Genomic DNA, 14,021 nt, shown 5'->3' with positions numbered 1-14,021 from the left:
CAGAAGAATTTCCGCCTGATAAGGCCAGAAGAGAGCAAAGAAACCCGGCGCTGTGCACCGGGTTAGACGATCAGGAAGTATGACTGATTTTCGCCAACTGCTGGAAATAGCTCGGGAAGGTTTTCGCAGTGCAGCCTGGATCAAGGATGGTTACCGGCGTATCGGAAAGAGCCACCAGAGCGAAGCACATTGCCATACGGTGATCGTTATAAGTACCGATGTCCGCATGTTGCAACTGAGCCGGGGGTGTAACACGAATAAAGTCGTGTCCTTCTTCTACTTCCGCCCCCACTTTGCGTAACTCAGTCGCCATCGCAGCAAGACGGTCGGTCTCTTTTACGCGCCAGTTATAGATGTTGCGCATCAACGTGGTGCCTTGAGCGAAAAGGGCAGTAGTTGCAATTGTCATTGCCGCATCGGGAATATGGTTCATATCCATATCGATTGCCGTCAGCGATCCGCGTGTGCAAGAGATATAGTCATCTCCCCACTCAATCACTGCGCCCATCTTTTCCAGCACATCAGCAAAACGGATATCGCCCTGCACGCTATTGCGGCCAATACCGGTTACACGTACGGTACCCCCTTTAATGGCAGCGGCAGCGAGGAAATATGATGCAGAAGACGCGTCACCTTCCACCAGATAATCGCCCGGAGACTGGTACTGTTGCTGCCCTTTAACCACAAAACGCTGATAGTCCTGATTATCAACATCCACACCAAAGCAGCGCATCAGGTGCAAGGTGATATCAATGTAAGGCTTAGAAACCAGATCGCCTTTTATGGTGATGATGGTGTCTTGCTGCGCCAGTGGCGCGGTCATTAGCAATGCCGTGAGAAACTGGCTGGATACACTGCCATCGACGCTGACTTCCCCACCAACAAAACCACCATTAAGACGCACTGGCGGGTAATCGGTCTGTTCGAGATAGTCAATCTTTGCTCCGCCCTGACGCAGTGCATCAACCAGATGACCAATCGGACGCTCTTTCATGCGTGGCTCGCCAGTCAGAACGATTGACTGCTCGCCCAAACAGAGCGCGGCAGCCAAAGGTCGCATCGCTGTACCTGCGTTACCGAGAAACAGCTCAAGCGGTTTTTCAGCATGTAAAGGGCCCGCGTTACCTACTACTTCGCATACGGTGCGATCGTCTGAGAGCGTATAGCTGACACCCAGCGCTTTGAGGGCATTCAGCATGTGCTTAACGTCATCGCTATCAAGCAAGTTAGTCAGGCGGGTTGTGCCCTTTGCCAGCGCGGCCAGCAAGAGTGCGCGGTTCGAGACGCTTTTTGAACCCGGTAAGTTTACCGTGCCGTCAACGCGAGCAATCGGTTGTAGAGTCAGGGAGTCCTGCATGTGAAACCAAATCTCCAGAAAATACGAGACCCCATCGAGTGACGGGGTCTGATACCAGACAAGCTGGCATGAAAAAGCAATTAGCCGTGGCGACGTTCGAAGTCGACCATGAACTCAGTGAGCGTTTTAACCCCTTCCAGCGGCATCGCATTGTAGATCGATGCACGCATACCGCCAACCACGCGATGGCCTTTCAACGCGTGCAGCCCAGCCTTGAGAGACTCTTCCAGGAACACTTTGTCCAATGAGGAATCGGCTAACTGGAATGGCACGTTCATACGTGAACGGTTTTCGCTTGCGACATCGTTACGATAAAATGCGCTGTTATCAATCACACCGTAGAGTAAGTCGGCTTTTGCCTGATTCAGCTTGTCCATCTCGGCCACGCCGCCCTTCTCTTTCAGCCATTTGAATACCAGGCCAGAGAGATACCATGCGAAAGTCGGCGGGGTGTTAAACATCGATTCGTTTTCGGCCAGCACCTTGTAATCAAGGATAGAAGGCACATAACGTTGTGCTTTGCCTAGCAGATCTTCGCGCACAACCACTAAGGTTAAGCCCGCCGGGCCAATATTTTTTTGCGCGCCAGCGTAGATCACGCCATAGCGACTCACATCGATTGGACGAGACAGAATAGTAGAAGAGAGATCGGCAACTACGACTTTATCGCCAAAATCCGGCTCTTCATCGATAGCAATACCATCAATCGTTTCGTTCGGGCAGAAATGGACATAAGCCGCATCATCATTCAACTGCCATTCACGCATTGGTAATAAAGCACGCTTACCATCACGCGTAGTTTTGATATCAATGGTATTTGGCGAGCAGAATTTCTCAGCTTCTTTAATTGCGCTGTGAGCCCAGTAACCGCCGTCAATATAATCCGCGGTTTTTGCATCACCCAGCAAGTTGCCGGGAATGGCCGCGAACTGCGCACGCGCACCGCCATGGCAGAATAAAACTTTGTAGTTGGCTGGGATCTTCAGCAGATCGCGAAAATCTTGTTCTGCCGCTTCTGCAACAGCAATAAACTCTTTACTGCGGTGACTGATCTCCATCACCGAGGTGCCTAATCCGTGCCAGTTTGTCAGTTCTTGTTCTGCGCGACGGAGCACTTCTACCGGCAGCATAGCCGGGCCAGAGCTAAAATTATAAACCTGAGTCATTTCCCCTCACCACTGTCATATCGAACGGTTATGAATACCCAACCGGTTTTATCATTGCCTCCAGATGGCTGCAATCATTAATCCGGCAGCGATCACATTTCCAGAGCCAGCTTCACCGCAGCTTATGTCATAAATGCATTAAGCCATGGAATTTTGTGAGGTTGTTCCAGAAAGAAAAATCGGCAAGCGTAATGGCGTAACAACCTTAACCAGTCTGAGATAAATTTGGCTGACTGAATAGCGAAGCACGCATAAAACCCGTATTATTGCGCGCTTTACGCCCACCCCATTGACTTAAGAGAGCGCCACCATGACGCAAACGTTTATCCCCGGAAAAGACGCCGCACTGGAAGATTCCATTGCTCGCTTTCAGCAGAAACTGCAAGACCTTGGTTTCAACATTGAAGAAGCTTCCTGGCTGAATCCGGTGCCACACGTCTGGTCAGTACACATTCGCGATCGCGACTGCCCGCTGTGCTTTACAAATGGCAAAGGTGCTAGCAAAAAAGCCGCTCTGGCTTCAGCGCTGGGCGAATATTTTGAGCGCCTCTCTACTAACTATTTCTTCGCCGATTTCTGGTTGGGTGAATCCATCGCTAATGGTGATTTTGTTCACTATCCGAATGAAAAATGGTTCCCGCTCACTGAGGACGACAGCCTGCCAGAAGGCATTTTGGATGCGCGCCTGCGCAAGTTCTATGATCCTGATGAGAGCCTGGGTGCTTCTGAGCTGATTGATCTGCAATCCGGCAATGACGAGCGTGGAATTTGTGGCCTGCCATTTACCCGTCAATCTGACCAGCAAACAGTGTATATCCCGATGAACATCATCGGTAATCTGTACGTTTCGAATGGTATGTCTGCCGGTAACACCGCGAACGAAGCGCGTGTACAGGGTCTTTCTGAAGTGTTTGAGCGTCATATTAAGAATCGCATCATCGCCGAATCCATCAGCCTGCCAGAAATTCCAGCAGAGGTGATGCAGCGTTATCCTGGCGTAATTGAAGCAATTGAACGTCTGGAAGCAGAAGGTTTCCCAATCTTCTCATACGATGCGTCACTCGGCGGCAAATACCCGGTTATCTGCGTTGTGCTGTTCAATCCAGCAAATGGTACCTGCTTCGCTTCGTTTGGCGCACATCCGGACTTTGGCGTCGCACTTGAGCGAACCGTTACTGAACTGCTGCAGGGCCGTGGTCTGAAAGATCTCGACGTGTTCACACCGCCGACGTTCGATGATGAAGAGGTAGCGGAACACGCTAACCTGGAAACGCATTTCATCGATTCAAGCGGCCTGATTTCATGGGATATGTTTAAAGACGATGCCGATTATCCTTTCGTCGACTGGAGCTTTGCGGGTACCACTCATGAAGAGTTTGATACGCTAATGGCGATCTTCCGTGCGGAAGATAAAGAAGTCTATATCGCTGACTATGAACATCTGAGTGTTTACGCTTGCCGCATTATCGTGCCGGGCATGTCTGATATTTATCCAGCAGAAGATCTGCTGCTGGCAAATAACAGCATGGGCGCACCACTGCGCAAAACCCTGCTGGCGCTGCCAGACAGCCAATGGGAACCCGAAGCCTATCTCGAGCTGATTGTGCAACTGGATGAGGAAGGTCATGATGACTTTACTCGCGTGCGCGAGCTGCTGGGTCTGGCATCAGGCAAAGATAATGGCTGGTACACGCTACGTATTGGCGAGCTGAAAGCCCTGCTGGCGCTGGCCGGCGGCGACCTGGATCAGGCTCTGATCTGGACTGAATGGACGATGGAGTTTAATCAGTCCATCTTTAGTGAAGAGCGCGCAAACTACTACCGCTGTCTGCAAACCTTGCTGCTGCTGGCAATGGAAGAGGAACGCGATCCGCTACAATATCATCGCGCCTTTATTCGTATGTACGGCCAGGCTGCTGTTGAGGCTGCTTCAGCGGCAATCAGTGGCGAAGCGCCCTTCTATGGATTGCAAGCGGTCGATCTGGATCTGAAAGCTTTCCCTGCGCATCAATCATTACTCGCTGCCTATGAAAAGCTGCAGACAGCTAAACGTCGTTATTGGTCACAAAAATAGTCTTAACGCTTAAATTTCCATTTATTGAAATTAGGGTATTGGTCAATGGCACTGAAAAAAATCAGTGCCATTTTTTTATATTGATCATACAAAGAGATTTAAGTGCATTATTAAATAACAATTCAGCTTTAATCGTTAATGATATTTAACAAAATCTAGTCTTGCCGCAGCCACCTTCAACTTATTTTGCATAAATTAAAAATTATTTATTACAATAAATTCAATAATTTAAGCAGCACTCAGCCGCATTTACGCTTCGCTTATCAGCGACCTTCCGGTCAAATATGATCCACATCAATTTCTGACCTATACTCCTTTGTTAATATCTTTACAGGCAATTTTTGGAGAGCGTTAGTGTGAAAGCTGACAACCCTTTTAATTCATTATTACCGGCGGCAATGGCGAAAGTTGCAGAAGAAGCCGGCATATATAAAGCTACTAAACGTCCTTTAACCACCTTCTTCCTTGCCATCACTGCTGGCGTATTTATCTCAATCGCATTTGTCTTCTATATCACTGCGACCACCGGAAGTGGAGCAATGCCCTACGGCATAGCAAAACTGATCGGCGGTATCTGTTTCTCGCTCGGTTTAATGTTAGTCGTGGTGTGCGGTGCTGACCTGTTCACCTCAACTGTTTTGATCGTGGTGGCAAAAGCCAGCGGCCGTATCACTTGGCTGCAACTCGGTCGACACTGGTTGACGGTCTATATCGGTAACCTGTTTGGTGCGCTGTTCTTTGTCGCGCTGATCTGGTTAGCCGGTGAACACATGGTGGCGAATGGTGCCTGGGGTTTGAATGTCCTGCAAACCGCTGACCATAAAATGCATCACACCTTTATTGAAGCAGTGAGTCTCGGCACGCTCGCCAACCTGATGGTTTGCCTGGCGGTATGGATGAGTTATTCCGGCCGCAGTCTGATGGACAAAATGTTTGCGATGATCCTACCGGTGGCGATGTTTGTTGCCTGCGGTTTTGAACATAGTATTGCCAACATGTTCCTTATCCCGATGGCCATCGTTATCCGTGATTTTTCCAGCCCGGAATTCTGGCAAATGGCTGGTGCAAGCGCAGCACAGTTCCCATCACTAAGCGTTAGTGACTTTATTGTTAACAACCTGATTCCCGTGACCATCGGCAACATTATTGGCGGCGGATTATTAGTCGGTTTGACCTACTGGGTAATCTATCTGCGTGGCGATGAGCCGGTGCATTAATGAATTGGTACGGGCGTGCTGAGTCAGCGCGCCATACGTCAAAGTCTCCCTAAATAAGGCAGGTATATCATGTCCGAACTGAATGAAAAAATGGCGTCAGCCTGGGAAGGATTTAGCGCCGGCGAATGGCAGAACAGCGTCAACGTCCGTGACTTTATCCAGAAAAACTACACACCGTATGAAGGCGACGAATCCTTCCTCGCTGGCGCGACGCCGGCCACAACTAAGCTGTGGGACAGCGTACTTGAAGGCATCAAAATCGAGAACCGCACCCACGCGCCGGTAGATTTTGACACCGATCTGGCTTCAACCATCACCTCTCACGATGCCGGCTACATCAGCAAATCGCTGGAAAAAATCGTTGGTCTGCAAACTGAAGCACCTTTGAAACGTGCCATCATCCCGTTTGGCGGCATCAAAATGGTTGAGGGTTCTTGCAAGGTTTATGGCCGCGAACTTGATCCCGCGCTGAAAAAAGTCTTCACTGATTACCGCAAAACCCATAACCAGGGCGTGTTCGATGTTTACACCCCTGACATCATGCGCTGCCGTAAATCAGGCGTGTTGACGGGTTTACCGGATGCCTATGGCCGCGGTCGTATCATCGGTGACTATCGCCGCGTTGCGCTGTACGGCATCGATTTTCTGATGAAAGACAAAGTTGCGCAGTTCAATTCTCTGCAGAGCGATATGGAGAATGGCGTTGACCTCGAAGCCACCATTCGCCTGCGTGAAGAGATCTCTGAACAGCACCGCGCACTGGGTCAGATCAAAGAGATGGCTGCGAAGTATGGTTCAGATATCTCGCTGCCCGCTACCAATGCTCAAGAAGCCGTTCAGTGGACTTACTATGGCTATCTCGCGGCGGTGAAATCTCAGAACGGTGCGGCAATGTCCTTTGGTCGCGTATCCACCTTCCTTGATGTGTATATCGAGCGCGATATTCAGGCCGGAAAACTGACTGAAGAAGAAGCACAGGAACTGATTGACCATCTGGTGATGAAACTGCGTATGGTGCGCTTCCTGCGTACGCCTGAATACGATGAGCTGTTCTCCGGTGACCCAATCTGGGCAACAGAATCACTGGCGGGTATGGGCGTCGATGGTCGTACTCTGGTGACTAAAAGCACCTTCCGTTTCCTGAATACGCTTTACACCATGGGGCCATCTCCGGAGCCAAATATGACCATCCTGTGGTCAGAAAAACTGCCGGTTAACTTTAAGAAATACGCCGCAAAAGTGTCTATCGATACATCCTCATTGCAGTATGAGAATGATGACCTGATGCGTCCTGACTTCGACAACGATGACTATGCTATCGCCTGCTGCGTTAGCCCAATGATTGTCGGTAAGCAGATGCAGTTCTTCGGTGCGCGTGCCAACCTGGCAAAAACCCTGCTGTACGCAATCAACGGTGGCGTTGATGAAAAACTGAAAATGCAGGTGGGTCCGAAAGAAGCACCAATCACTGACGAGATTCTTGATTACGACATCGTGATGGAGCGCCTGGATCACTTCATGGATTGGCTGGCTAAGCAGTACGTCACCTCGCTGAATATCATTCACTACATGCACGATAAGTACAGCTACGAAGCTTCACTGATGGCGCTGCACGATCGTGACGTTTATCGCACCATGGCCTGTGGTATCGCGGGTCTGTCTGTTGCGGCTGACTCACTTTCTGCCATCAAATACGCCAAAGTGAAAACCATCCGTGATGAAGATGGTCTCGCAGTAGACTTTGAAATTGAAGGCGAATATCCGCAGTTTGGTAACAACGACTCTCGCGTTGATGACATGGCGTGCGATTTGGTTGAACGTTTCATGAAGAAAATTCAGAAACTGCAAACCTACCGTAACGCGGTGCCAACGCAGTCAGTGCTGACCATCACTTCTAACGTGGTTTACGGTAAGAAAACCGGTAATACGCCAGACGGACGTCGTGCGGGTGCGCCATTCGGTCCGGGTGCTAACCCAATGCACGGCCGTGATCAGAAAGGTGCGGTGGCTTCACTGACCTCCGTCGCGAAACTGCCCTTTGCTTACGCGAAAGACGGCATCTCTTATACTTTCTCCATCGTGCCAAATGCGCTGGGTAAAGATGATAACGTGCGTAAAACCAATCTTGCTGGCCTGATGGATGGATATTTCCACCATGAAGCCAATATTGAGGGCGGTCAGCATCTGAACGTTAACGTGATGAACCGTGAGATGTTGCTGGATGCGATGGAACATCCTGAGAAGTATCCGCAGCTGACCATTCGCGTATCCGGTTATGCTGTGCGCTTCAACTCGCTCACCAAAGAGCAGCAGAAAGATGTAATTACCCGTACGTTCACTCAGTCGCTGTAATCGTAGTTCACTGAGATTGAAAGGCTCCTGCGGGAGCCTTTTCTTCACAAGTCCGTTTTGCCAGTTTGCTGGTGCTGGCGACCTGGCAAAATCGACTTTCACTTTTAGAGCACAACATAGATTGTGCTGCCTGATATTCAGGCCCACCTGGAGAACTCATCGCAATGTCAACCATCGGTCGTATCCACTCCTTTGAATCCTGCGGCACCGTTGACGGCCCAGGCATCCGCTTCATTACCTTTTTTCAGGGCTGCCTCATGCGCTGCTTGTATTGCCATAACCGCGATACATGGGACACGCATGGCGGTAAAGAAGTTACCGTTGAAGAGTTGATGAAGGATGCGCTCTCATATCGTCACTTTATGAATGCATCTGGCGGTGGCGTGACGGCGTCGGGTGGCGAAGCGATCTTACAAGCGGAGTTCGTGCGTGACTGGTTCCGCGCTTGCCAGGCAGAAGGCATTCATACCTGTCTCGACACTAACGGCTTTGTTCGTCGCTACGATCCGGTGATCGATGAATTGCTTGATGCCACTGATTTGGTAATGCTCGATTTAAAACAGATTAACGATGATGTGCATCAGATTCTGGTGGGCGTTTCCAATCATCGTACGCTGGACTTTGCGCGCTATCTGCAGAAGAGAGGCAAACGCACCTGGATCCGCTTTGTAGTGGTGCCTGGCTACTCCGATGATGATGACTCCGTTCATCGCTTGGGTGAGTTTACCAAAGATATGGATAACATAGAGAAGATCGAATTGCTGCCTTACCACGAGTTAGGCAAACACAAATGGATCGCCATGGGCGAAGAGTACAAGCTGGATGGTGTTAAGCCGCCGAGCAAGGAAACCATGGAGCGAGTGAAGAATATCCTCGCCAGCTACGGCCATGAAGTGATGTATTAACCGCAAACAAAAGGGGAACCACCGGCTCCCCTTTTTACTATTTCATGGGAATGCGTTAAGCATGTGCGACAGGAGTAGCCTGATGATCGGCTTTGCGCAGTAACATCACCAGATAAACCAGTGCAACTGCAGCAATCATCACAAACAGCAGGCGGTCAGAGTAATTCTGCATCAGCATTGACGTCATTCCCGGCCCCACCAAACTGCCCACGGTATAGCTAAACAGTAACGCCTGATTCATTGCCACTAACTCATGATGCGCGACGGTTTCGCACGCCCAGGACATCGCCACCGGATAAAGTGTAAAACCCGCAAGACCCAGCACAAACAGCGCTGGCGCCATCGCAGTATCACCTAACATAGCAATCGCACCCAGGATAACCACAAACACTTGCACACGCAGCACCATCAGGCGACCAAAGCGATCGGCTAAACGTCCTACCGGCCACTGACCGACAATGCCGGAGCTGACCAGTAACGCCATCCAGTAACCGACGTTTGCATCACTCATGCCCTGATGTGACAGATACAACGGCATCAAGCCATAAAGTGAGCCGAGAACGATACCGGAAATAATGCAGCCATTGATGCCGAGACGAGAACTACGACGACGCAACATAACCCAAAGGCGCCCCGTTGAAGCTTCTTCTGTCGCAGCGCTGGTATTGACATGCACAAACACTACCGGCAATACCGCACAGATAATCAGTGCAGTCACCCATGGAATCACGTGGAGCAGCTCGGTCGACACGCGGCTCACCAGCAACTGGCCTGCAACAGTGCCGAGGTAATAGATGATCATATAAGCCGCCAGCAACTGACCGCGATTACGCACGGTACCGCTGCATAACAAGGCACTCTCAACTACCACCCAAATCAGTGCACAACCGACACCTGCGGTAAAGCGCAGTAATGTCCAGCTATAGAAACCATCCAGTATCACCATGCCCATAGTCGCTACGGCAAAAAGCACGCTGGCGAGGTAAAAACAGCGATTAAAACCATAACGAGTAATCAACCAGCCCGCGAGCAAGGTGCCCAGCAAGTTACCGGTGTAATACGATGAGCTAGCCATTCCAACTTGCCAGGTTGGCAATTGATCATGGGTAAGCCAGAGCGGTACCAGCGTATTAAGTACAGCGATAGACACCGTCATGAGCATTAAGCCGCAAAGCAGCAAAACGACGGGGCGCGACCAGGTTGACATAGGGAATAAAACCAAAAGAAATGACGATAATTGCGCGCAGTTTGCCATCCGCTATCTTAAAGTCAATGTGCAAAAATTCGTCGCCGCACGATTTGCTGCGGAACAATTTATTTTTTTTATCTTCAGAGGGTTAGAAGCATGATGAGGGGTACAAGTCTGGCATCTATCTATTTGAATTTACGATTTTTAATGGTTAATAGTCATTTCTTGTCGATAACGTTTATTTCTTATTAATTCCGACTAAAAAATAATTATTTTGCCGCTTAAGAAACAAAAAACCCGGCATTGCCGGGCTTATATAATTGCGCGTTGATTAGCCAACGAATTCCAGTCCGCCCATATAAGGACGCAGTACTTCTGGCACTTCAATGCGGCCATCTGCTTGCTGATAGTTTTCAAGCACAGCCACCAGAGTACGACCCACTGCCAGACCAGAACCGTTCAGCGTGTGCACCAAACGCGGTTTCTTGTCGGTTTTGCTACGGCAGCGCGCCTGCATACGACGAGCCTGGAAATCACCCATGTTGGAGCAAGAGGAGATTTCACGATAGGTGTCCTGTGCTGGCAGCCAAACTTCCAGGTCGTAAGTCTTGGAAGAGCCAAAGCCCATATCGCCGGTGCAAAGCAGCACTTTACGGTATGGCAGATTGAGCAACTGAAGCACTTTCTCTGCATGGCCCACCAACTCTTCCAGTGCATCCATGGAGGTTTCAGGCGCCACAATCTGCACCATTTCCACTTTATCGAACTGGTGCATACGGATTAAACCACGCGTATCGCGCCCGTACGAACCGGCTTCAGAACGGAAGCATGGCGTGTGCGCAGCAAGTTTGAGCGGCAAAGATTCTTCTTCAACGATCTCATCACGCACCAGATTGGTCAGCGGCACTTCAGCGGTAGGGATCAGCGCATAGTTGCTGCTACCCGCTTCTTCGCCCAGCGGCTTAGTATGGAACAAATCTTCACCAAACTTCGGCAGCTGTCCGGTGCCATACAACGTTTCCTGATTCACCAGATACGGAACATAGGTTTCAAGATAACCGTGCTGCTGCGTATGCAGATCAAGCATAAACTGGCTAAGCGCACGGTGCAGACGCGCAATCTGGCCCTGCATCACAATGAAACGTGAACCCGTCAGTTTCACTGCGGCGGCAAAGTCCAGACCTTTGGCGGCTTCACCCAGCTCAACATGATCTTTCACCGGGAAATCGAACTGGCGCGGCTGGCCCCAGCGGCTGACTTCCTGGTTCTCGCTGTCATCTTTACCCAACGGGACTTCGTCAACCGGGAGGTTTGGCAATGCGAGGGCAAAGTCACGAATTTCGTTCTGCAGGGCATCCAGTTCTGCTTTAGCCGCATCCAGGCGTTCGCCCAGCGCGTTCACTTCCTGACGCAGCGGCTCGATGTCTTCCCCACGTGCTTTGGCCTGACCGATGGATTTGGATCGGGAATTACGCTCAGCCTGCAGATTTTCAGTTTCTACCTGCAAGACTTTACGACGCTCTTCAAGCGAACGTAAGGTTTCCACATCCAGTTTAAATCCTCGGCGTGCCAGTTTTTCTGCGACTGCGTCTGGCTCGTTACGCAGCAGGTTGGGATCGAGCATGCTAATCCTGTGTAATAAAAGGTTGATTGAACGAATGGCGGGACTTGCATCCCTATGGAATGCAATGAAATCCTTGCTCACCTTACCGTAAGGTGTTTATCAGCGGTAGCGTTTTATCGGGCTATTTTGATCCTGCTCAGCCAGCCAGGCGAGTTTTTCGCCAATTTTCCCTTCGAGCCCGCGATTAGTCGGTTGATAGTAGCGCGTCTGCGCCATTTCAGGCGGGAAATAGACTTCGCCAGCGGCATAGGCGTTAGTCTCGTCGTGCGCATAACGATACTCTTTGCCCAGCCCCATCTCTTTCATCAATTTGGTTGGGGCGTTGCGTAAATGTTCCGGCACATCGTAGTCAGGAAATTCGCGCGCATCGCGCATCGCGGCTTTGAAAGCGGTGTAAACGGCATTACTTTTGGGTGCACTAGCAAGGTAAACAATCGCCTGCGCAATCGCCCTTTCGCCTTCGGCTGGACCGACGCGCGTAAAGCAATCCCAGGCCGCTAGCGCAACCTGCATGCCGCGCGGATCGGCGTTACCCACATCTTCCGAGGCGATAGCCAGCAAACGGCGTGCGACATACAGCGGATCGCCGCCGGCGGTGATGATTCTTGCATACCAGTAAAGTGCCGCATCAGGTGCTGAACCGCGAACAGACTTGTGCAGAGCGGAGATCAGATCGTAGAAACGATCGCCTTTGTTATCAAAACGCGCCGCTCTTTCACCGGAAACTTCGTTGAGTAATTGTGGCGTTAATTCACGCTGGCCTTCGGCATTGCTTTCAGCCATATCCGCCATCATTTCCAGCGTATTCAATGCCCGACGCGCATCACCGTTAACCAGTTCCGCTATCATACGGCGCGTATTATCCGGCAGCACAATATCGCTTTTGCCATAACCGCGTTCGTCATCCTGCATCGCCTGCAGCAGAACCTGTTCAATATCAGCAGTGGTAAGAGACTTGAGTAAATATACGCGGGCACGGGATAGCAGCGCGGAATTGAGTTCAAACGAGGGATTTTCAGTGGTGGCACCAATAAACGTAATGGTGCCATCTTCAATATGCGGCAGGAAAGCATCCTGCTGACTTTTGTTAAAGCGATGGACTTCGTCGACAAACAGGATGGTGCGTCGACCCACCTGACGATTTTGTCGGGCACGCTCGATCGCTTCACGAATCTCTTTCACGCCAGAAGTGACAGCAGAAATGCGCTCAACATCAGCTTTACCGTAATGGGCGATAATCTCGGCTAATGTCGTTTTACCTGTCCCAGGCGGTCCCCACAAAATCATCGAATGCAGATGCCCGGCCTCAATGGCGCGCGGCAGCGGTTTACCGGGCGCCAGCAAATGCTGTTGCCCAATGTAGTGTTGCAGCGTCGCCGGCCGCATACGCGCGGCCAGCGGCTGAAACTCATTCGATGGAGCGAAATCCAGAGACAGGTTACTCACCGTGACCTCACTGACGTTGATCGTCCACCGTTACCCCTTTTGGCGGCGTAAAGGTGAATTTGTCTGGGCTAATAGCGCCGTTGTTTTGGCTCTTCAGCTGATAATCGCTGTGCTGACCATCTTGCTCAATCGCGCTGAACTTATTGATGGTGCCAGACGATGTCACATTGATGGTGAACTGCTTGAGGTTGCCATCACTGCTCTTTGGCGTTAGCTCGAAGTTATCGCCCTGCTGCTTGATGTTGTACTGTTTCCAGTCGCTTGGCTGATTACGCGCAATCAGCATAAACGGCGTATTACTGGCTGCATTTTGCAACAGGCTAACGCTGGCTTGTTCAACGAAGGGATTGTAGAACCACAGATTTTTGCCATCAGAAATAATTACGCTTTCATCCGGCGCGGTCATGTGCCAGTTAAACAAGCTTGGGCGCTTCACCCACAGCTCGCCTTCACCATCCTGCACGTTGGCACCGCTGCCATCGGTCACTTTCTGACTGAAGCTGGCATGGAAGCTGTTCACTTTATTAAGACGCTGTTGCAGATCGCTGGACGCATCCGCCAATACTGATGCGGAAACAAAACTGGCCAACAGGCCACAGGCAATAACGCGTAATTTCATCTGATTCGATTCCTTATTCATTGTTTCCCGACACTTACAGCATTAAACGTAGTTGCCATCCTATCTCTTCGA

General features: G+C 50.6%; 11 protein-coding genes. 5 read left to right on the top strand and 6 right to left on the bottom strand.

Going from position 1 to position 14,021, the window contains the following annotated elements:
- Nucleotides 1-70: 70 nt before the first annotated feature.
- Together aroA and serC are read right to left on the bottom strand one after the other, a co-directional pair.
- Nucleotides 71-1,357, bottom strand: a complete 1,287-nt coding sequence (gene aroA, locus P6287_RS06825) for a 3-phosphoshikimate 1-carboxyvinyltransferase (RefSeq protein ID WP_277974704.1) — start codon at nt 1,355-1,357, stop codon at nt 71-73.
- 80 nt (nt 1,358-1,437) lie between these two features.
- Nucleotides 1,438-2,523, bottom strand: coding sequence for a 3-phosphoserine/phosphohydroxythreonine transaminase (gene serC, locus P6287_RS06820; RefSeq protein ID WP_101760959.1), 1,086 nt, complete (start codon nt 2,521-2,523; stop codon nt 1,438-1,440).
- 310 nt (nt 2,524-2,833) lie between these two features.
- On the opposite strand from serC, the gene ycaO reads away from it, so the two are divergent.
- The 4 genes from ycaO to pflA all read left to right on the top strand — a co-directional run bounded on the left by ycaO (nt 2,834) and on the right by pflA (nt 9,071).
- Nucleotides 2,834-4,597 (top strand): 30S ribosomal protein S12 methylthiotransferase accessory factor YcaO, encoded by a 1,764-nt coding sequence (gene ycaO, locus P6287_RS06815; protein ID WP_192413868.1) that lies wholly within the window; start codon nt 2,834-2,836, stop codon nt 4,595-4,597.
- A gap of 356 nt (nt 4,598-4,953) precedes the next feature.
- Nucleotides 4,954-5,814 carry a formate transporter FocA gene (focA, locus tag P6287_RS06810; RefSeq protein WP_101760961.1) on the top strand — a complete coding sequence of 287 codons (861 nt, stop codon included), beginning with the start codon at nt 4,954-4,956 and terminating at the stop codon, nt 5,812-5,814.
- Between the two features lie 69 nt (nt 5,815-5,883).
- Complete coding sequence (gene pflB / locus P6287_RS06805; RefSeq protein ID WP_101760962.1) at nt 5,884-8,166, top strand: formate C-acetyltransferase; 2,283 nt, start codon at nt 5,884-5,886, stop codon at nt 8,164-8,166.
- Between the two features lie 164 nt (nt 8,167-8,330).
- Nucleotides 8,331-9,071 (top strand): pyruvate formate lyase 1-activating protein, encoded by a 741-nt coding sequence (pflA, locus tag P6287_RS06800; protein WP_101760963.1) that lies wholly within the window; start codon nt 8,331-8,333, stop codon nt 9,069-9,071.
- Between the two features lie 55 nt (nt 9,072-9,126).
- Here pflA and P6287_RS06795 read toward each other — a convergent pair whose 3' ends face one another.
- A complete protein-coding gene (locus P6287_RS06795) occupies nt 9,127-10,278 on the bottom strand; it encodes an MFS transporter (protein WP_101760964.1) in 1,152 nt (383 codons plus the stop codon).
- Between P6287_RS06795 and P6287_RS06790 the strand changes: the two genes are divergently transcribed.
- A complete protein-coding gene (locus P6287_RS06790; RefSeq protein WP_277974957.1) occupies nt 10,226-10,420 on the top strand; it encodes a hypothetical protein in 195 nt (64 codons plus the stop codon). The two genes, P6287_RS06795 and P6287_RS06790, sit on opposite strands and share 53 nt — an antisense overlap.
- Before the next feature lie 171 nt (nt 10,421-10,591).
- Here P6287_RS06790 and serS read toward each other — a convergent pair whose 3' ends face one another.
- The 3 genes from serS to lolA form a co-directional block, all read right to left on the bottom strand.
- Nucleotides 10,592-11,884 carry a serine--tRNA ligase gene (gene serS, locus P6287_RS06785; RefSeq protein ID WP_101760965.1) on the bottom strand — a complete coding sequence of 431 codons (1,293 nt, stop codon included), beginning with the start codon at nt 11,882-11,884 and terminating at the stop codon, nt 10,592-10,594.
- Between the two features lie 99 nt (nt 11,885-11,983).
- Nucleotides 11,984-13,330 (bottom strand): replication-associated recombination protein A, encoded by a 1,347-nt coding sequence (locus P6287_RS06780; protein ID WP_110865839.1) that lies wholly within the window; start codon nt 13,328-13,330, stop codon nt 11,984-11,986.
- Between the two features lie 7 nt (nt 13,331-13,337).
- Nucleotides 13,338-13,949, bottom strand: coding sequence for an outer membrane lipoprotein chaperone LolA (lolA, locus tag P6287_RS06775; RefSeq protein ID WP_008102417.1), 612 nt, complete (start codon nt 13,947-13,949; stop codon nt 13,338-13,340).
- Nucleotides 13,950-14,021: the final 72 nt, after the last annotated feature.

The sequence above is a fragment of the Pantoea sp. X85 genome (genome assembly GCF_029623675.1).
GTDB lineage: Bacteria > Pseudomonadota > Gammaproteobacteria > Enterobacterales > Enterobacteriaceae > Pantoea > Pantoea leporis.
Note: the sequence above shows the minus strand (reverse complement) of the source record. Positions and strands in the feature narration are given on the sequence as shown.